We start from the raw sequence: 16,001 nt of genomic DNA, 5'->3' as shown, positions 1-16,001 counted from the left end.
GGCGTGCCCGATCCCGCTCCTCGCATCGCCGTCATCGGTGGCGGCCAGCTGGCCCGGATGATGGCGCAGCCGGCGATCGCCCTCGGCGTACCGCTCCGGCTCCTGGCCGAGGCCGACGGCGTCTCCGCGGCCCAGGTCATCCCCGACCAGCTCGTCGGCGACTACCGCGACCTGCCGACGCTCCAGCAGGTGACCGACGGCTGCGCCGTGGTCACGTTCGACCACGAGCACGTGCCGACCGAGCACCTGCACGCTCTCGAGGGCGCCGGGGTGGCCTGCCGGCCGGGCCCCGAGGCGCTGGTGCACGCGCAGGACAAGATCGTCATGCGCGAGGCGATGGAGCGGCTCGGTGCCCCGCAGCCGCGCTGGGCGGTCGTCTCGGCGGCGGCGGAGGTCGAGGAGTTCGGCCTGCCGTGCGTCCTCAAGGTCAGCCGCGGCGGGTACGACGGCAAGGGCGTCTGGGTCGTCCGCACCTCCGCCGACATCGCCGAGCCGCTCGCGGCCGCCGAGGGCGCCGGGGTCCGCGTCCTGGCCGAGGAGCTGGTCGACTTCCGGCGCGAGCTCGCAGCGCTGGTCGTGCGTGCGCCGAGCGGCCAGGCGGCGGCGTACCCCGTCGTCGCCTCGACCCAGCTCGACGGCATCTGCCACGAGGTGATCGCCCCCGCTCCCGACCTCGACCCGGCCCGCGCCGCGGAAGCCCAACAGCTCGCCCTCCGCGTCGCCGGGGAGCTCGGCGTCACCGGGATCCTTGCGGTGGAGCTGTTCGAGACCGGCGACGGCCGCATCCTGGTCAACGAGCTCGCGATGCGACCGCACAACACCGGCCACTGGTCGCAGGACGGCGCCGTCACCTCGCAGTTCGAGAACCACCTGCGCGCCGTCCTCGACCTCCCGCTCGGTTCGCCGGCGGCGCGCGCCCGGTGGACGGTGATGGTCAACATCCTCGGTTCGCCGCGTCCCGATGTCGGCCACCTGTACGACGGCTACCCCCACGCCCTCGCCCGCGACCCGCAGCTCCGCGTGCACCTCTACGGCAAGGAGCTGCGGCCCGGCCGCAAGGTCGGCCACGTCAACGCCTACGGCGACGACCTGGCCGACGTGCTCGAGCGGGCTCGCCATGCGGCAGCCTGGTTCCGCGGGGACCTGGGCAACGACAGCGACTGACTCCGCTCCCACTAGGCTCCTGCGGGTGAGTGCGCGCGTGGGCATCGTGATGGGTTCCGACTCCGACTGGCCGGTGATGCGGGCTGCGGCCGAGGCGCTGGCGGAGTTCGACATCGCCTACGAGGCCGACGTGGTCTCCGCGCACCGGATGCCCGAGGAGATGCTCGACTACGGCAAGACCGCCGCTGCTCGGGGCCTCGAGGTGATCATCGCCGGCGCCGGGGGAGCGGCCCACCTGCCCGGGATGCTGGCCTCGGTGACGCCTCTTCCGGTGATCGGCGTTCCGGTGCCCTTGAAGTACCTCGACGGCATGGACTCGCTCCTCTCGATCGTGCAGATGCCCGCGGGCGTGCCGGTCGCCGCGGTCGCGGTGGGTGGTGCCCGCAACGCCGGGCTGCTCGCCGTACGCATCCTCGCCGCAGGCGACTCGGCCCTGCAGGAGCGGATGACCGCCTTCCAGGCCTCCCTCAAGGCCGCCGCCCAGGCCAAGGGCGCCGCCGTCCGCGGCGCCACGCTGCCCCCGGTCATCGAGTAGGGAAGCAGCGCCGCCCTCCGGGCGTTGACCCGACATGAGCGAACCGTGGAAGGACCGGGCCACCATCGACCGGATGCTCGACGAGGGCGAGACCTGGGCGGTCGTCGGTCTCGGCGGCAACCCGTGGCGGACGGCGTACTCCATCGCGCAGGAGCTCCAGCAGCGCGGCAAGCGGATCGTCCCGATCCACCCGAGTGCCGACGGAAACCTCACGGTGCTCGGTGAGCTGGCCTACCAGACCCTCGCCGACGTCCCGTTCCCGATCGACGTGGTCGACGTCTTCCGGCGGTCCGAGGCGGCGGGGGAGTTCGCCGACCAGGCCGTGGCGGTCGGTGCCAAGGGCGTGTGGTTCCAGATGGGCGTCGTCGACGAGGCCGCGTTCCGCCGTACGACGGAGGCCGGTGTGCCGATGGTGATGGACGTCTGCCCGTCGCAGCAGTGGTTCTACCGGGAGCGCGCCGCCCGCGCGTGAGGTCCCTCACAGCCCCCGCCTAGCGGGCTCTCCCGGAATCGCCAGAAATCAGTAGGACTTCCTACTATCTCGGGCGTGGACAACCCCGACTTCGAGTACTACGGCCTCTCCGAGGAGCACCAGGCGATCCGCGAGGCAGTGCGCGCGATCTGCGACGCGAAGGTGGCGCCGTACGCCACGGACGTCGACGAGCACGCCCGCTACCCCCAGGAGGCGCACGACGCGCTGCTGGCGGCGGACTTCCACGCACCCCACGTCCCCGAGGAGTACGGCGGCGCCGGAGCCGACGCGCTGGCGACGGTGATCGTGATCGAGGAGATCGCGCGCGCCTGCGTGTCGTCGTCCCTGATCCCCGCGGTCAACAAGCTGGGCTCGCTGCCGGTGCAGATCGGCGGCTCGGAGGAGCTCAAGCAGAAGTACCTCGGTGCGCTGGCCCGCGGCGAGGGCGGGTTCTCGTACTGCCTCTCCGAGCCGGACGCCGGCTCCGACGCGGTCAACCAGAAGACCCGCGCCGTCCGCGACGGCGACGACTGGGTGCTCAACGGCGTCAAGCGGTGGATCTCCAACGCGGGCGTCTCGGAGTACTACACCGTGCTCGCGCAGACCGACCCGGAGAAGCGGTCGAAGGGCATCAGCGCGTTCGTCGTCGAGAGGTCCGACGAGGGCGTGTCCTTCGGAGCGCCGGAGAAGAAGCTCGGCATCAAGGGCTCCCCGACCCTCGAGGTCTACCTCGACAACGTCCGGATCCCCGGCGACCGGATCATCGGCGAGGTCGGCCAGGGGTTCGAGCTCGCGATGAAGACCCTCGACCACACCCGGGTCACGATCGCCGCGCAGGCCGTCGGTGTCGCCCAGGGCGCGCTCGACTACGCACTCGGCTACGCCAAGGAGCGCCAGCAGTTCGGCCGTCCGATCGCCGACAACCAGGGCCTGCAGTTCCTACTCGCCGACATGGGCATGAAGGTCGAGGCCGCGCGCCAGCTGACCTACGCCGCCGCCGGCCGCTCCGAGCGCGGCGACAAGGACCTGACCTTCTTCGGCGCCTCCGCCAAGTGCTTCGCCTCGGACGTCGCGATGCAGGTGACCACCGACGCGGTCCAGGTGCTCGGCGGCTACGGCTACACCCGCGACTACCCGGTCGAGCGGATGATGCGCGACGCCAAGATCACCCAGATCTACGAGGGCACCAACCAGGTCCAGCGGATCGTGATGGCGCGCCAGCTCCTGACCGGGATCCAGTCCGAGATCTGATCTGACAAGGTGGCGCGCATGACGCCGCTCGAACGGGTCCAGCGCCGGCTGGCCCGGCTCTCGCTCGACCCGCTGCCGGCCCCGGCGTCCCTCGTGCCGGGGCACGGCGTACCGATCAAGGGCAAGCGGATCCTCGTCACCGGCGCCTCGTCCGGCGTCGGCCGGGCCGCGGGCGTCATGCTCGCCCTCGAGGGCGCCAAGGTGCTCGCGGTCGCGAGGCGGGCCGACGAGCTCGAGGCGCTCGAGACGGAGATCGCCGCCAGGGGCGGGACGGCGTACTCCCTGCCCTGCGACCTCACCGACAGCGATGCCATCGACGCGCTCACCGACGACGTGATCGCCCGCTTCGGCGGCGTCGACGTGCTGGTCAACAACGCCGGCCACTCGATCCGCCGGTCGGCCGCGGACACGGTCGAGCGCCCGTCCGACCACGACCGGCTGATGCGGCTCAACTACCACGCGCCCGTGCGGCTCACCCTCAACCTGCTGGAGTCGATGCGCGCCCAAGGTGGCGGCCAGGTCATCAACTCCTCGACGTGGGGCGTCCCCGGCGGGCTGATGCCGATGTTCACCGCCTACCACGCGTCGAAGGCCGCGCTCGCCGCGTTCGCCCGCAGCCTGCAGGCGGAGGAGCGGCGGCACGGCATCGTGATCACGTCGCTGCACTTCCCGCTGATGCGGACGCCGATGATCGCGCCGACGGCGGCGTACGGCGTCCGCGCGGCGCTCGATCCCGACGACGCGGCGCGATGGGTGGTGCACGCCGTACGCCACCGCCCGACGGCGATGACGCCTGCCTACGCCACCCTGCTGGCTGCCGTCGGCCTGGTGTCCCCGAGACTTGTCGAGCGACTCGTGAACGCGGCACGCCCGTAAGAGGTACAAAGGAGAGGCGGCCGCGTGACCGAGCGCGGCTCGGAGCGTTGGGCCGGGCAGAGGCCGACAACGGAGGGCAGCACCATCACCCAGATCGAGGAAGCGGCGACGTCGGAACCCGACGTCGAGCGGCAGCGTGTCCGCCGCCGCCGACCGCAGAAGAAGAAGGCGCCCCGCTGGCTCACCCTGAGCGGCTACGGGATGGTCGTCGCCGGTCTCGCCGTGCTGGCATGGGTCGCCTGGCAGTTCTGGGGCACCAACTGGGTGTCCGACCGGCGCCAGGAAGCGGTCGCCGCGGACCTGCAGGACGGCTGGGCCGAGGGCAACGACTCCGTCACCACCGACTTCGGCCGTGCGGAGGCGATCCTCCACGTGCCGCGCTGGGGCAAGGACTACGCGGTCCCCGTGCTGGCCGGTTCGTCCGACGAGGTGCTGGCAGCCGGCATCGGCCACATGGAGGACACCGCCGACCCGGGAGAGCTGGGCAACTACGTCCTGGCCGGGCACCGCGTGACCCACGGCGAGCCCTTCGCCGACTTCCCGGAGCTCGAGGAGGGCGACCTCGTCCACGTCGAGACCCGGACGGCGACCTACACCTACAAGCTGGACTTCGACGGCACCGACCTCGAGGTGCCTTTCACCGAGGACTGGGTCATCCAGCCGTTCCCGAAGAACCCCGACGGCGGTGTGCAGCCGCCCGACGACGTCGGGCAACGGCTGATCACCCTCGTCAGCTGCGCCGAGATCTTCCACACCGACCTGCGGTCCGTCGTGTTCGGTCATCTCGTGGAGAAGGTGGAGGTCGACCGGTGATATCGCATCTGAAAACCAGGTCGGGGTCGGCCCCGGAGCCGGATGGGGAAGTCCCGCGCCTCGAGATGGGGACCGCGACTTTGCACCTTCCGTCGCGGGGATCCACCCCCCATGACTATGATTTGTTGAAATTCTCGATCGCCGGGGGTGACCTGTCCCGCATTGGGACGTTGAGCCGGGTGAACAAAGGGGCTGATATGCGCGGATCGGTTGTTCTCGCCGGTGCCATTCTCGGGGCCGTTTCTCTCGTTGGTGTGCCCGCTCACGCGGCCGCCACGGCTCCCGACCCCTACTCGGGGAAGATCGAGACGGACTGCAACATCGACGTTCCCGCAGTTGTCGAGCCCGGCAAGCGGGTCGTCATCAGGATCTCGGTCTCGGCGAACAGCCCGACCCCGCCCAAGGGCAAGGTCGACCTCGCGATCAAGACCAGGCCCGGCGGCAACGTCGTGTGGGACAAGACGGTCAAGTACAACGGCGGCACCAAGACCGTCGTCGGGCCGGTGCTCGAGACGGGCCAGGACTACACCGTCACCTCCCGCTTCCGCCCGAGCGACGACACCTTCGCCCGGTGTCACGCCAGCGCCGCGTTCGCGGTCGACTCGGCCGGCGGCAACAACCCCGACGGTGACGACGACAACGGGCCCGGTGGGCTGCTGCCCGACACGGGCGGCCCGGCACTGCTGTGGCTGCTGCTCGGTGTCGGTCTGGTCGGCGGCGGATCGGCGACGGTCGTCTACGCCCGTCGGCGCAGCGCACCGGCACCTGCCTGAGCGGACACCCGATGCCCTCGCTGCGCTGCCCATGTGACGTCACGATCCGTGGCGCGGACGACGACGAGCTGGTCGAGAAGGTTCAGGAGCACCTCGCGGCCGAGCACCCGGGTCGGGAGTACTCCCGCGAGGAGATCCTGTTCATGGCGATGTGAGCCTCCGGCTCCACATCACCAGGCTCACGCCGGATAGATCCGCGGCAGCTCGGTCGCCTTGCCCTTGAACTCCGGCGACCGCTTCTCCAGGAACGCCGCGACGCCTTCCTTGCCGTCGGCGATCGACGTGTAGAACATCGCGAGCGAGTCCGACAGGTGCGCCTCGAGCGGGTGCTCGGCAGCGCTGTTGCGGTAGAGCATCTGCTTGGCGAGGCCGAGCGCGGTGGGGGACCGGTCGACCACGAACGAGCGCGCCAGGTCGAGTGCCGCCGGCAGCAGCTCGTCGGGCTCGTGCAGGCTGCGGACCAGCCGTCCGGCGTGGGCCTGCTCGGCGGTGAGGATGTCGGCGGAGTAGACCCACTCGAGTGCCTGCTGGATGCCGACGATCCGGGGCAGGAACCACGTCGAGCACGCCTCCGGCACGATGCCGAGCCGGCCGAACACGAAGCCGATCCTCGCATTGGTCGAGGCCAGCCGGATGTCCATCGCCAGCGTCATCGTGGCGCCGATGCCGACAGCGGCGCCGTTGATCGCGCCGATGACCGGCTTGGGGAGGGCGTGGATCGCCAGCGTCACCTTGCCGCCGGTGTCGCGGACACCCTCGGCGTACGGCGGCTCGTCGTACTGCTGGCGGAAGTCCTCGGGCGTCGGTGCGAGCGACTCGTCCAGCCCGAACACGTTGCCCTCGGCCGACAGGTCCATCCCCGCGCAGAACGCGCGGCCGGAGCCGGTCACCACGACCGCGCGCACGGCGTCGTCACGCGCGTCGGTCAGGAAGACCTGCTCGAGCTCGCGGGCCATGGTGAGGTCGAACGCGTTGAGCGCGTCCGGCCGGTCGAGGGTGAGTACGGCGACGCCGTCCTCGTCGACATCCCAGTCGAGCGTCTCGTACGTCGTCATTCTGCTACTCCTGCCGCGGTGCACTGCTTCTTGGTGATGTCGTCGGTGCGATCCTCGATGATCGCGTCGAACAGCGGGTCGGCGCGGTCGCGGTCGATGGTGTTCGCGGAGCCGTCGGTGACCGGCATCGTGCAGGTCAGCCCGCCGTCGCCGATCCCGCCGATCGCCAGCGCCCACCGACCGACGTCGGTCTGGCCGGTGCCCTCGCCGAACGCGAAGAAGTCCGGGATCGCGCTGTTGAGCCGCCACCACCGGATCGGGTTGATGACCGACCAGGGTGACAGCACCTTGTCGCCGATCGCGGCGATCACCTCGCGCTGCCGGCCGACCCGGTCCAGGTCGCCCCGAGTGGTGGCTCGGGTCCGGGCGTAGGCGAGCGCGACCTCGCCGTCGGCCTCCTGGCAACCCTTCTTCTTCAGGTCGAGACCGGCCTTGGGGTCCTTGATCTTCTCCTTCGGGCAGATCTCGATGCCGCCGACGGCGTCGACCACGCCGGCCACGCCACCGAGCCCGATCTCGACGTACTCGTCGATCCGGATGCCGGTCTCCTGCTCCAGCGCCGCGACCAGCCTGGTCGGGTCGCCGGGGTCCCACAGGCCGTTGATCTTGTTGCCGTCGATGATCCAGTCGCGGGGGAAGGAGACCATCACGTCGGGGCCGCCGGAGCCGGTGTGCAGCATGATGATGGTGTCGGCCAGGGAGCTCTCCGGGTTGCCGGTGTTGTACTTCTTCCGCTCCTCCTCGGTGAGCCCGGCGCGGGAGTCGTTGCCGACCATGAGGTACGTCGTGCCGGGCTGGTCGTCCGGCCGGTCGCCGTCCGGCTCGAACGCGATCTTGTCGACCTTCGTCCAGGTGAAGAACGGCACCGCGACGACATAGACCAGCCAGAGCAGGATCAGGACGAGCACCAGCGTGATCCAGGTGCGCGGCCGCGACCACCGGCTGCGGCTGCCACCGCCGGACGTCGGCGGTCGACGGCCGGTCGAGGCCGCCGAGACCGGCGGCTGGTACGGCGGTGCGGGGGCGGCCGGCGAGGGCCGCTGGGCGGGTTCCGGGCGGGCGGCCGGTGGCCGGGGCTGGGCGGGCAGCATCCGGGTCGGCTCGGGCCTGTTCTCGGCGGGCGGCGGGGGCTGCCGCGGGGTCGGCCGGGTGGGCGGGGGTGTCCCCGCCGGACGGTCGCCGTACATCCAGTCGAAGTCGCGGTCGTCGCCGCCGGCTCCGGCCGGCGGGCCGCTTGGGCGCTCTGCCATGGGGCACGACGCTACCGTCCTGCTGTGACGACTACGTTCGAGGCCCGCACGCCCAGCTATTCGCGGATCGAGCTCGCGACCGTGAGCGCCCGTGCACAGGCCAACCTGCTCGGCAACATCCACGGCGGCGAGATCGTGAAGGTCGCCGACTCCGCGGCGGGTGTCGTCGCCCAGCGCCACAGCGGCGGCCCGGCGGTGACGGCGGCCCTGGACGAGATGGCGTTCCTGGAGCCGGTACGGGTCGGCGACATCGTCCGGACGTTCGCCCAGATCAACTGGGCCGGCCGCTCGTCGATGGAGATCGGGGTCCGGGTCGAGACCCAGCCCTGGGACGACGCAACCACCGAGAGCCGGCACGTGGCGTCGGCGTACTTCGTCTTCGTCGCGATCGACGCGGCCGGGTCCGCCCGGCCGGTTCCGCCCCTGCAGCCGGAGACGGAGGACGACGAGCGGCGGATGCGGGAGGCCGACATCCGGCGCGCGCACCGGCTGGCGAGCCGGGCCGCGATCGAGGCCGGCCGGTCAGGACTCTGACGCCCCGGCCACCTCGGTGAGCACCGCCGCGACCGCGTCGACGGAGGCGGGGTGCGGGGGAGCGCCGTACGTCGTCACCTGGATCCTGCGGGCCGCGCCCGGGACGGGAAGCCGGACGACGTCGGGGTTGCGGTGGGCGCGCAGGGCGAGGCCGGGGAGCACCGTGACGCCGAGGCCGCTGGCCACCAGTGACTGGACGGCGACGTAGTCGTCGCTGGCGTACGCGATCCGGGGCTCGAAGCCGGCCTTCGAGCACAGGGCGAGCAGCTCGCTGCGGCAGCGTTCGCAGCCGGTCACCCACCGGGTGTCGGCGAACCGCGCCAGGTCCACCGGTCCGGCGCCGGGGTCGAGGCTGCCCGGCGCGACCAGGTAGAGCGCGTCCTCGTGCACGGTCACCGCAGTGACGCCGTCCGGCTCGGCCTGGCCGGGGTAGGCGAAGGTCAGCGCGATGTCGGCGGTGCCGGCGCGCAGCATCGCCGCCGCTTCAGGGGGCTCGGCCTCGATCAGGTCGAGGCCGAGACCCGGGTGCCGCTCGACGAGGAGGGCGACCGCGGCCGGCACCAGCGTGGCTGCCGCGGAGGGGAACGCGGCCAGCCGGACCTGCCCGGCCTGCAGGCTGGTCGACGCCGTCAGCTCGGCCTCGGCACGGGCCAGGAGGGCCAGGATCTCCTCGCCACGGCGGGCGAGCCGCTCGCCATCGGGGGTGAGCCGCAGACCGCGGCCGACCCGCTGGAGCAGCACGCTGCCGGTCTCGACCTCGAGCCGGCGGAGGTGGTGGGAGATCGTCGGCTGGCCGTAGTGCAGCTGGGCTGCAGCCGCCGAGACGGTGCCGGTGCGGCGCAGGGCCACGAGGGCCTCGAGGCGGCGGACGTCGATCATGGCTCCACGGTAGCCGTTATATCGATGTTGTCGATGATTTAGCGTGAAACGAACTATTGGACCGATGACTGGTTCCCGGGCGAGACTGGAGCCATGGAGACCATCGAGGACCAGGCCCTGACGTTCGCGGGGATCGAGACGGCGGGCGAGATCGTCGCGCGCGAGCTCGGCACGACCCCGCTCGTCGGTCACCCGCTCCTCGACCGGTTCGCCGGCACCGAGATCCTCGTCAAGCACGAGCACGTGCTCCCGACCGGGTCGTTCAAGGTGCGCGGAGGTGTCTATCTCGCCGCCCGGCTGACCGACGACGAACGGGCAACCGGCCTGGTCACCTGCTCGACCGGCAACCACGCGCAGTCGGTGGCCTACGCCGCGCGGATCGCCCGATGCCACGCCACGGTCGTGATGCCGTCCTCGGCGCCCCAGGTCAAGCGCGACGCGGTCGCCGCGCTGGGTGCGACGGTCGTGAGCCACGGCGACTGTCTCGGCGACGCTGCCGCGCACGCGCGCTCGCTGGCGACCGGCCCCGGCGCGCCGTCGTACGTCGACACCACGGACCCGCGGATCGTCCTCGGCCACGCGACGGCGTACCTCGAGCTGTTCCGGCAGGCGCCCGGCCTCGATGCCGTCTTCGTCCCCATCGGCAGCGGCACGGGCGCCGTCGGCGCCTGCCTGGTGCGCGACGTGCTGGCGCCCGCGTGCCGGGTGATCGGCGTCCAGTCGGCCGCCGCGCCCGCGGCCTGGCGGTCGTGGCGCTCGGGCGCGGTCGAGACCGCCCCCTCCGCCACCCGGGCGTCCGGGCTCGCGACGTCGAGCGGCTATCCGGCCACGCTCCCGCACCTGCGCGCGGGGCTCCAGGACTTCGTGCTCGTGTCCGACGACGCGATCGACGCGGCCGCCCGGCTGCTCGCCTCCCACGCCCACACCCTCGCCGAGGGTGCCGGTGCCGCAGCCCTGGCCGGACTCCTCGCCACCGACGCCCGGCCCGGTCGCGTCGCGGTGATGTGCACCGGTGGCAACGCCTCTGCCGACGAGATCGCCCGCCTCGCAGCCGCCTGAGCTGCGTCGTACCTGAAGTTCCGGCCCTGAATTCGCCCCAGAAGGGGCCGGAAGTTCAGGTACGACGAGCGCGGCGCGTCGCGCACCGTGTGACAGGTGTGACTGGTGATACTGAGCGGGTCACTGCTCACTTCCCCGGCAGGAGAGACACCGCGCATGGCCGACCTCACCGCGCCGTCCCGGCTTCACGGCCAGACGAGCGTCGCCGAGCGTGCCGCTCGCGTCCGGTTCCGCCGGGCGCTGGCGCTGATGGCGATGACGCTCGTCGCCCCCGGGTCGGCCCAGCTGGTCGCGGGCAACCAGAAGATCGGCCGGATCGCGCTGCGGATCTGGCTGGCGTCGCTCGTGGTCGGGGGCGTCGTCCTCCTCGCGGTCCTGCTCGACCGGCGCATCGCGTTCCGCCTCGCGACCAATGCCGACCTGCTGCTCGTGCTCTGGGCGGCCCTGCTCGCCGGCGCGATCGGCTGGGCGGCGCTGTTCATCGACGCCTGGCGGATCGGCCGGCCGCTCAGCCTGCGCCTGCAGCACCGCCGCGCCGCTGTCGGCCTCAACGGCCTGCTGTGCTTCTCCGTCGCCGGCGTCATGCTCTTCAGCGCCCACCTCGTCTCCGTCCACCGCGACTGGGTGATCGCCGTCTTCGGTGACGGCGAGGTCACCGAGGCCCACGACGGGCGCTACAACGTCCTGCTGCTCGGCGGGGACTCCGGTGCCGGCCGCTGGGGCCTGCGACCGGACTCGATGACCGTCGCCTCCATCGACGCCGACACCGGGCGGACCGTGCTGATCGGGCTGCCGCGCAACATGGCGAGCTTCCCGTTCGAGGAGGGCTCGGTCATGGCCGACGAGTTCCCCGACGGGTTCGACTGCGACGGGTGCTACCTCAACGGGGTGAGCACCTGGGCCGAGGACCACACCGACCTGTTCGGCGACTCCAAGACCCCTGGCGTCGACGCCACCGTGATGGCGATCGAGGGCATCACCGGCCTGGAGATCAACTACTGGGCGATGGTCAACCTGTCGGGCTTCAAGCAGCTGGTCGACGCGGTCGGCGGCGTGACGGTCAACGTCCGCGAGGCGATCCCCGTCGGCGGCCTCGGTGACGACGTCACCGGCTACATCGACCCGGGTACCCAGAAGCTCAACGGCTTCGAGGCGCTCTGGTTCGCCCGTGCCCGCGAGGGCTCCGACGACTACTCGCGGATGGCGCGCCAGAAGTGCGTGATGAACGCGATGCTCCAGCAGCTCAGCCCCGAGACCGTGCTGCGGAACTTCGAGGACCTCACCAAGGCCTCGAGCGAGATGTTCTCGACGAACCTTCCTGCCTCCGAGGCCAGCCGCTTCATCGACCTCGCGCTCAAGGCGCGCGACCAGAAGATGTCGACGCTGTCGTTGGTGCCGCCGCTGGTCAACACCGGCGACCCCGACGTCGACCTGATCCACGACAAGGTCGCCGAGGCCATCGACCGGGCCGAGGGCGACGCCCCGCCGGCGAAGAAGCGCAAGAAGAATCCCGACTCCGTCACCGGCGGCTCGATCGGCTCCCTCAGCGAGGGCTACGCCGCCAACCAGGCCGACGACCTCGGCCAGGCCTGCTGATCGCCCGCGAAGGCCTGCGGAGGTTCGCTCGGGAGACCGTCACGAGCCCAGAGCGGCGACCACGGCGTCGTACGTCGCCCGGTCGGGTGCGCTGACCAGGCCGCCTCCGAGGCCCTGCGCCGCGAACGGCTGACCGTCGTTGCCGCCGATCCAGCCCCCGGACTCCTGCACGAGCAGGGAGCCGGGCAGGTGGTCCCACGGCTTGCTGTGGTTGTAGACCAGCGCCCGGGCGTCGCCCGCGATCAGGTGCGGGTAGTCGACGCCGCAGCACGCCCAGGTGAGCTCCAGCCTGCCGAGGCCGGGCAGCTCGCGGCCGACCCAGGCCCGGCGGGCGGTGCGGTACGGCGGCTGGTGGTTGTCGCTCGCCGGCACGGCCATGGTGAGGCGGCGCCCGTTGAGGTAGGCGCCCGCGCCGCGCTCCGCGACGTACGCCGCGTCGTGCTGCGGCTGCCAGATCCAGCCGCGCACCACCACGCCGTCCCGGACCTCGCCGATCATCACGGCGTGGTCGGGCGAGCCGTTCACGAAGTTCTTGGTGCCGTCGACAGGGTCGACGGTGAAGGCGTGCGGGGCCGCGTTGAAGCGGTCGAGCAGCGCCGGGTCCTGGGCGTGGGCCTCCTCACCGAGCACCACGGCGTCCGGGTAGGCCGCCCTCAGCGCGGCCGTGATCAGCACCTCGGACTCGTGGTCGGCGACGGTGACCAGGTCGCCCGGGTTCTTCTCCGTGATCTGGTGGTCCTGGAGCGCCCGGAACCGCGGATTGATGACCTGCTCCGCGACGTCCTGCATGAGGCTGAGCACGGAGTCGGTGTCCACACGGCCACGCTAGCGGTGGTGGTGGCAGAACCCGCAGTCACCGACACGTAGGGTTGCCGCCGTGCGGATCGTGGCGGTGGTGGTGACCTACAACCGCCTGCGGTTGCTGCAGCGCCTGGTCGCTCGCCTGCAGGACGTCGCCGGGCTGGCGGAGGTCCTGGTCGTCGACAACGCCTCCACCGACGGCACGGGGGAGTGGCTGACCGGCTCGGGTGTCGACCATCGGACGCTGGACCGCAACAGGGGTGGCGCCGGGGGCTTCCACAACGGCCTCAAGCTCGCGGTCGAGGAGCGCGGCGCCGACCTGGTCTGGCTGATGGACGACGACGGGCTCCCCGACCCCGGCTGTCTCGACCGGCTGCTGGCGGAGACCGATCTCGACTTCTGGGGGCCGCTCGTCGTCGACGAGGAGGAGCCCGGACGGCTGGTCTTCCCGATCCGGCTCCCGGGCGGCACCCGGGTCGTCCACGACGTGGCGTCAGCCCGGGCAGCCGCCGTCGCCGGCCGGCTCGCCGACATCGTCATCCCGTTCAACGGGGTGCTGGTCACCCGCGAGCTCGTCGAGCGGATCGGCTACCCCCGGGCGGAGTTCTTCATCTGGGGCGACGACCACGAGTACCGACTCCGTGCCGAGGCCGCCGGCGCCCGGATCGCGACCGTCGTCGACGCCGTCGTCCACCACCCGTCCGTCGGGGACCTGGGGACGCCGATGATGTTCGGGCGGACGACGTACAACCACACGCCGAGCGACCTCAAGCACTACTGCATGGCCCGCAACAACACGCTGAACCTCCGCGCCTACCGCGGCTGGGTGCACGTCCTGCTGTTCTGGCTGAAGACGATCTGGTTCTACCTCGTCACCAAGCCGCAGCCGCGCCGGATCGGGATGAGCGCCCGGGCGGCGTACGCCGGGCTCCGCGGGGACTTCTCAGGCCACGAGAGGTACCTGTCGTGACCGAGACCGTCGCCGTGGTCGTCGTGACCTACAACCGCGCCGACCTGCTCGAGCGGATGCTCGCCGGCCTCAACGCGATGGACCGCCGGCCCGACTGCGTCGTCGTGATCAACAACGCGAGCACCGACCACACCCGCGAGGTGCTGGAGCGCGCTGCCAATCCCGACCTGGTCGCGATCCACACCACCGACAACCTCGGCGGGGCCGGCGGCTTCCACCTGGGCCTGAGGACGGCGTACGACAAGGGCTTCGACGCGATGTGGCTGATGGACGACGACGTCGTCCCCGCGCCCGACTGCCTGCGCCGGCTGCTGGAGGTGGACAGCAGCTGCCTGACGGCGGTCCGGGAGGACCTGTCCGGCGCGCTGGTCGAGAAGGCGGCGGTGCGGTTCGACCTCCGTAACCCGCTGGCGATCCGCCCCAAGAAGGCCAGCGTCGACTCCACCTACCCGGACCGGGCGAGCATGCCGGCGACGGTCCCCGTCGACAACGTCTCGTTCGAGGGCTTCCTGGTCCGGCGCGAGGTGATCGACGCGATCGGGTTGCCGGACCCGTCGTACTTCATCTTCTACGACGACGTGGACTTCGCGATCCGCGCGCGACGCGCCGGCTACCAGATCCTCGCCGTCCGCGACGCCGTGCTCGTGCGCCAGCTCGCCTTCGACCAGCAGCACGACCTGGCCGGCTGGAAGGGCTACTACATGTACCGCAACCTGTTCGCGGTGCACTTCCGGTACGGCGAGAACGTGCTGGTCAGGCTCAAGCCGTGGCTGATCGCGCTCGCGGTGGTGCTGCTCAGTCCGCTGCGGGGTGGTCGGGCAGAGGCGCGGAACGTGTCACGAGCGCTTCGGGATGCGCGGGGGATGAGGACTCTTCCGGGTCCGCCGGGTTGAGCCGGACCCGCCAGCCGTCGCGGTTGCCGGTCGCGATGCCGGCGACCCACACGGCGAACGCGCCGAGTGCGATCCCGCCGATCACGTCGACCACGTAGTGCCAGCCGAGGTAGACCGTCGACAACACGGTCAGGCCCAGGAAGACCCACCCCACGACCTGGATCCAGCGGGGGAGGCCGATCAGCCTCACGACCAGGCAGATCGTCATCATGATGCCGACGTGGAGCGACGCGAACGCCGCGACCGTCTGCAGCGTGTCCGCGGCCCACGGATCGGCCATGACGGCCACCCGATCCGTCCACAGGCCCTCTTGGAGCGTGCTGTTGAAGGTGTGGGGCAGGTCGGCGAACTGGCTCGGCTGCGCGTAGATCGGGCCCAGCGACGGCAACAGCAGGTAGAGCACAGCGCCGAGGCACCAGTCCACGGCGACCGCGGTGACGTACCAGGAGCCGGCGCTCGTGTGCCGGGTCCACACCAGCGCGATCGCGATCGACGTCGGGATGAGCACGATCCAGATGACGTAGACCGCCGACATCAGGTGCGCCATCAGGTCGGTCCCGAACCAGGCGTGCAGGACCGCGGCGGGGTCGTGGCCGGCGAACAGGAAGCGGTCGACGTCGGCCATCGTGTCGTCCCAGTCGGCGCCGTTCACGAACGGCGCCATGCTCTTGATGTTCCGGAACGTCGCGTAGGTGAGGTACCACGCGATCACGCCGTTGATCGCGAACCACCAGTGCGAGGCCGGCCACCGCTCCGCGACGACCTCCCGCCACAGCCCGCCGAGGGCCCGGGGCGACCACGCCGACCGCAGCCGGGCGCGATGCGCGATCCTCGGCAGGATGTCGACCAGGATCGTGCCGAACACGATCAGCGGCATCCGGATGTAGCTGGGCAGGATGTCGTCGTCGGGATCGCGGAGGGGGAGGTCCTCGACCACGGCCAGAACGAGCATGACTGCGGCCATGGCCGCGCCGATCGCCCAGGCGAGCCAGAACTGGCGCGCCGCTTGGAGGGCACCGACGTACCGGTTGTTCACTCCGACAGGATAATTCGATCACGCCAGCGAATTCGGGAGGCCCT

General features: G+C 71.4%; 18 protein-coding genes. 13 read left to right on the top strand and 5 right to left on the bottom strand.

Annotation, left to right across the window (positions count from 1 at the left end):
• The first annotated feature begins 3 nt into the window (after positions 1-3).
• The 8 genes from D0Z08_RS02470 to D0Z08_RS02435 all read left to right on the top strand — a co-directional run bounded on the left by D0Z08_RS02470 (position 4) and on the right by D0Z08_RS02435 (position 6,039).
• Complete coding sequence (locus D0Z08_RS02470; protein WP_118922268.1) at positions 4-1,164, top strand: 5-(carboxyamino)imidazole ribonucleotide synthase; 1,161 nt, start codon at positions 4-6, stop codon at positions 1,162-1,164.
• Positions 1,165-1,189: 25 nt separating this feature from the next.
• A complete protein-coding gene (gene purE / locus D0Z08_RS02465; RefSeq protein WP_245993560.1) occupies positions 1,190-1,699 on the top strand; it encodes a 5-(carboxyamino)imidazole ribonucleotide mutase in 510 nt (169 codons plus the stop codon).
• A 34-nt stretch (positions 1,700-1,733) separates the two neighbouring features.
• Positions 1,734-2,171 carry a CoA-binding protein gene (locus D0Z08_RS02460; protein WP_118922264.1) on the top strand — a complete coding sequence of 146 codons (438 nt, stop codon included), beginning with the start codon at positions 1,734-1,736 and terminating at the stop codon, positions 2,169-2,171.
• Positions 2,172-2,246: 75 nt separating this feature from the next.
• Positions 2,247-3,422: an acyl-CoA dehydrogenase family protein gene (locus D0Z08_RS02455; RefSeq protein WP_220453984.1), complete on the top strand. Its 1,176-nt coding sequence runs from the start codon at positions 2,247-2,249 to the stop codon at positions 3,420-3,422.
• Positions 3,423-3,440: 18 nt separating this feature from the next.
• Positions 3,441-4,298, top strand: a complete 858-nt coding sequence (locus D0Z08_RS02450; RefSeq protein ID WP_118922260.1) for an SDR family NAD(P)-dependent oxidoreductase — start codon at positions 3,441-3,443, stop codon at positions 4,296-4,298.
• A 24-nt stretch (positions 4,299-4,322) separates the two neighbouring features.
• Entirely contained in the window at positions 4,323-5,111 is a 789-nt protein-coding gene (locus D0Z08_RS02445; protein ID WP_245993558.1) for a class E sortase, read from the top strand.
• 254 nt (positions 5,112-5,365) lie between these two features.
• Positions 5,366-5,884 (top strand): hypothetical protein, encoded by a 519-nt coding sequence (locus D0Z08_RS02440; protein WP_118922258.1) that lies wholly within the window; start codon positions 5,366-5,368, stop codon positions 5,882-5,884.
• Positions 5,885-5,895: 11 nt separating this feature from the next.
• A complete protein-coding gene (locus D0Z08_RS02435) occupies positions 5,896-6,039 on the top strand; it encodes a DUF1059 domain-containing protein (protein ID WP_118922256.1) in 144 nt (47 codons plus the stop codon).
• A 24-nt stretch (positions 6,040-6,063) separates the two neighbouring features.
• Here D0Z08_RS02435 and D0Z08_RS02430 read toward each other — a convergent pair whose 3' ends face one another.
• Both D0Z08_RS02430 and D0Z08_RS02425 read right to left on the bottom strand, forming a co-directional pair.
• On the bottom strand, positions 6,064-6,939 hold the full coding sequence (locus D0Z08_RS02430; RefSeq protein ID WP_118922254.1) for a crotonase/enoyl-CoA hydratase family protein: 876 nt from the start codon (positions 6,937-6,939) through the stop codon (positions 6,064-6,066).
• Complete coding sequence (locus D0Z08_RS02425; protein ID WP_118922252.1) at positions 6,936-8,189, bottom strand: LCP family protein; 1,254 nt, start codon at positions 8,187-8,189, stop codon at positions 6,936-6,938. Before D0Z08_RS02425 ends, D0Z08_RS02430 begins: the two co-directional genes overlap by 4 nt.
• A 24-nt stretch (positions 8,190-8,213) precedes the next feature.
• On the opposite strand from D0Z08_RS02425, the gene D0Z08_RS02420 reads away from it, so the two are divergent.
• Positions 8,214-8,723, top strand: coding sequence for an acyl-CoA thioesterase (locus tag D0Z08_RS02420; protein WP_118922250.1), 510 nt, complete (start codon positions 8,214-8,216; stop codon positions 8,721-8,723).
• Here D0Z08_RS02420 and D0Z08_RS02415 read toward each other — a convergent pair.
• Positions 8,712-9,602 carry a LysR family transcriptional regulator gene (locus D0Z08_RS02415; protein ID WP_118922248.1) on the bottom strand — a complete coding sequence of 297 codons (891 nt, stop codon included), beginning with the start codon at positions 9,600-9,602 and terminating at the stop codon, positions 8,712-8,714. The two genes, D0Z08_RS02420 and D0Z08_RS02415, sit on opposite strands and share 12 nt — an antisense overlap.
• A gap of 93 nt (positions 9,603-9,695) precedes the next feature.
• On the opposite strand from D0Z08_RS02415, the gene D0Z08_RS02410 reads away from it, so the two are divergent.
• Both D0Z08_RS02410 and D0Z08_RS02405 read left to right on the top strand, forming a co-directional pair.
• The gene (locus D0Z08_RS02410; RefSeq protein WP_118922246.1) at positions 9,696-10,661 is read left to right on the top strand and encodes a threonine ammonia-lyase; all 966 of its coding nucleotides are present in this window, start codon (positions 9,696-9,698) and stop codon (positions 10,659-10,661) included.
• A 156-nt stretch (positions 10,662-10,817) separates the two neighbouring features.
• Positions 10,818-12,257: an LCP family protein gene (locus D0Z08_RS02405; RefSeq protein WP_118922244.1), complete on the top strand. Its 1,440-nt coding sequence runs from the start codon at positions 10,818-10,820 to the stop codon at positions 12,255-12,257.
• 39 nt (positions 12,258-12,296) lie between these two features.
• Here the strand turns inward: D0Z08_RS02405 and D0Z08_RS02400 are convergent, their stop codons facing one another.
• Positions 12,297-13,073: an inositol monophosphatase family protein gene (locus D0Z08_RS02400; protein WP_220453983.1), complete on the bottom strand. Its 777-nt coding sequence runs from the start codon at positions 13,071-13,073 to the stop codon at positions 12,297-12,299.
• A 61-nt stretch (positions 13,074-13,134) separates the two neighbouring features.
• Between D0Z08_RS02400 and D0Z08_RS02395 the strand changes: the two genes are divergently transcribed.
• Both D0Z08_RS02395 and D0Z08_RS02390 read left to right on the top strand, forming a co-directional pair.
• The gene (locus D0Z08_RS02395) at positions 13,135-14,028 is read left to right on the top strand and encodes a glycosyltransferase family 2 protein (protein WP_118922242.1); all 894 of its coding nucleotides are present in this window, start codon (positions 13,135-13,137) and stop codon (positions 14,026-14,028) included.
• A complete protein-coding gene (locus tag D0Z08_RS02390) occupies positions 14,025-14,921 on the top strand; it encodes a glycosyltransferase family 2 protein (protein WP_118922240.1) in 897 nt (298 codons plus the stop codon). The genes D0Z08_RS02395 and D0Z08_RS02390 overlap by 4 nt, the downstream gene beginning before the upstream one ends.
• Here D0Z08_RS02390 and D0Z08_RS02385 read toward each other — a convergent pair.
• The gene (locus tag D0Z08_RS02385) at positions 14,824-15,957 is read right to left on the bottom strand and encodes a phosphatase PAP2 family protein (RefSeq protein ID WP_118922238.1); all 1,134 of its coding nucleotides are present in this window, start codon (positions 15,955-15,957) and stop codon (positions 14,824-14,826) included. The two genes, D0Z08_RS02390 and D0Z08_RS02385, sit on opposite strands and share 98 nt — an antisense overlap.
• Positions 15,958-16,001 lie beyond the last annotated feature (44 nt).

The sequence above is a fragment of the Nocardioides immobilis genome (assembly GCF_003515065.1).
Lineage (GTDB): Bacteria > Actinomycetota > Actinomycetes > Propionibacteriales > Nocardioidaceae > Nocardioides > Nocardioides immobilis.
Note: the sequence above shows the minus strand (reverse complement) of the source record. Positions and strands in the feature narration are given on the sequence as shown.

Bases quoted from the DNA above. Each gene is read 5' to 3' on its own strand.
- D0Z08_RS02435 (WP_118922256.1), top strand. From the start codon at position 5,896: ATGCCCTCGCTGCGCTGCCCATGTGACGTCACGATCCGTGGCGCGGAC.
- D0Z08_RS02430 (WP_118922254.1), bottom strand. From the start codon at position 6,939: ATGACGACGTACGAGACGCTCGACTGGGATGTCGACGAGGACGGCGTC.
- D0Z08_RS02405 (WP_118922244.1), top strand. From the start codon at position 10,818: ATGGCCGACCTCACCGCGCCGTCCCGGCTTCACGGCCAGACGAGCGTC.
- D0Z08_RS02410 (WP_118922246.1), top strand. From the start codon at position 9,696: ATGGAGACCATCGAGGACCAGGCCCTGACGTTCGCGGGGATCGAGACG.
- D0Z08_RS02425 (WP_118922252.1), bottom strand. From the start codon at position 8,189: ATGGCAGAGCGCCCAAGCGGCCCGCCGGCCGGAGCCGGCGGCGACGAC.
- D0Z08_RS02460 (WP_118922264.1), top strand. From the start codon at position 1,734: ATGAGCGAACCGTGGAAGGACCGGGCCACCATCGACCGGATGCTCGAC.
- D0Z08_RS02415 (WP_118922248.1), bottom strand. From the start codon at position 9,602: ATGATCGACGTCCGCCGCCTCGAGGCCCTCGTGGCCCTGCGCCGCACC.
- D0Z08_RS02450 (WP_118922260.1), top strand. From the start codon at position 3,441: ATGACGCCGCTCGAACGGGTCCAGCGCCGGCTGGCCCGGCTCTCGCTC.